The sequence below is a fragment of the Kitasatospora sp. NPDC004799 genome, from assembly GCF_040609095.1.
Lineage (GTDB): Bacteria > Actinomycetota > Actinomycetes > Streptomycetales > Streptomycetaceae > Kitasatospora.
Genome location: NZ_JBEXJK010000756.1, coordinates 1 through 1,705 on the forward strand (window position 1 = coordinate 1; position 1,705 = coordinate 1,705).

The following is a 1,705-nucleotide window of genomic DNA, read 5'->3' on the forward strand; positions in this document are numbered from 1 at the left end:
GGTTCGCCGCGAGGACGGGGACCACGCCGGGGACGGCGGCGGCGCCGGTGCTGGAGCCGCCGGCGCCGCAGAAGAAGTCGATGTAGGTCAGCGTGTCGTTGGTGACGTGGGGCATGCTGGAGTCCTCTGGTCTCTGCGAGGGGACTGGACAGGGCCCCGCAGCAGCCGGACGACCTTGCCGGGATGGCCGTCTGCTGCGGGGCCCTTTGTGCTGCTCGGGGGTGCGGTCCGGCTAGAACGGCGGCTCGGTCGAACCGCCGGCCGGGGCGCCGCCCCACTCGCCGCCGGACGCGGCCGGGGCGGCGGTGGACCACTGGTCGGCCGGGCGCGCGGCCGGGGCGTTGTTGTTGCGCTGGGCCTTGGTGACGTTGGCGGTGGCGAAGCGCAGGCTGGGGCCGACTTCGTCGACGTCGAGGCCGAGCATGGAGCGGTTCTCGCCCTGCTCGGTCTGCCAGTTGTGCTGCACCAGGCGGCCGGTGACGACCACGCGCATGCCCTTGGTCAGGGACTCGGCGGCGTTGGTCGCCATCTCGCGCCAAGCGGTGGCGCGCAGGAACAGCGCGGTGCCGTCCTTCCACTGCCCGGTGGCCTTGTCGTAGGTGCGCGGGGTGGAGGCGACGGTGAAGCGGGCCATCGCCACGCCCTGCGGGGTGAAGCGCAGTTCGGGGTCGTCGGTGAGGTTGCCGACGACGGTGATCGGGGTCTCTCCCACGGACACGGGTGCCTCCCAGGGCATCGGTGGTGTCGGGAGCGGGGTCTGCCCGTCCCCCGCGCCGTCCGGGCCCCGTCGCTGGCCGCGGCGGTGGTCCGGGCGGCACGGCCGGTCAGGCAGTGTGCTTGCGGTGGGTCAGTCGGCGGGGTGCAGGTCGACGAGCAGGACGGTGGCGTTGTCGGCCCTGGTGGGGTCGGCGTTCACGGCGAGGTCGGTGATCCGCCGGGCGACGGTGGCGGGGGCGCCGGTGAGAAGCGGGGCCGGGGCGGCGCGCCCGTCGCGGTGCCGGGGGGTGCCGTCCGGGCTCGGCGGGGGCAGGGTGCCGGCCTGCTCGTGCGGCAGGTAGGCGCCGTCCGAGGCGAGCACCAGGCGCCGCATGCCGGGGCGGGGGCCGAAGTCCACGGTGACGGCGTCGACGCGGCCGTTGGAGAGGCATAGCGATGAGGTCAGGTAGTCGTGGTCGTCGGGTTCGGGCTGGTGTCCCTCGCGGCGCTGTTCGGTGGCCTCGTTGTGGTCGGTGGTGAGCAGGTTGGCCCGGCCGTGCTCGGCGAGGTAGGCGCGGCAGTCTCCGGCCCAGCCGATGTGCAGGGTTCCGGTGGAGGTGAGGACGGCGGCGATCGCGGCGGCGTCGGCCGGCCAGTCGCGCGGGTGGTTCAGGGTGGCGCGCTGAGCGTGGAGGACCGGTCGGATCTGCCGGATCGCGGCGCCGGGGTCGCCGACGTAGGCGGCCGTCATGGCGAGCGCGCGGGCGGCGGTGGGCGTCCAGGCGGCGGTGTGGTCGCGGTCGCCGATGCCGTCGAGCAGGACCCACGCTCGGTGACCGGTCACGGCGTTGTCGTAGTGGGCGGTGGCGTCGGCCTGGTGGGTGCGGCTGCCGATGTGCTGGGAGGTCGTGTGGCGGGTGGTGAACACCGGTGGTGCTTCTCCTCGTGCCGGTGGGCTGGACGGTCCAGCTCCCCTCACCGCCGACCCGGTCCGCGCGGACGGACCGGG

Annotated in this window: 2 protein-coding genes; both read right to left on the minus strand. The window is 74.8% G+C overall.

Annotated features, from left to right (window positions below):
* Positions 1-232: 232 nt before the first annotated feature.
* On the minus strand, positions 233-718 hold the full coding sequence (locus tag ABZW03_RS40555; protein WP_355269852.1) for a single-stranded DNA-binding protein: 486 nt from the start codon (positions 716-718) through the stop codon (positions 233-235).
* Between the two features lie 129 nt (positions 719-847).
* A complete protein-coding gene (locus ABZW03_RS40560; RefSeq protein ID WP_355269853.1) occupies positions 848-1,624 on the minus strand; it encodes a hypothetical protein in 777 nt (258 codons plus the stop codon).
* Positions 1,625-1,705 lie beyond the last annotated feature (81 nt).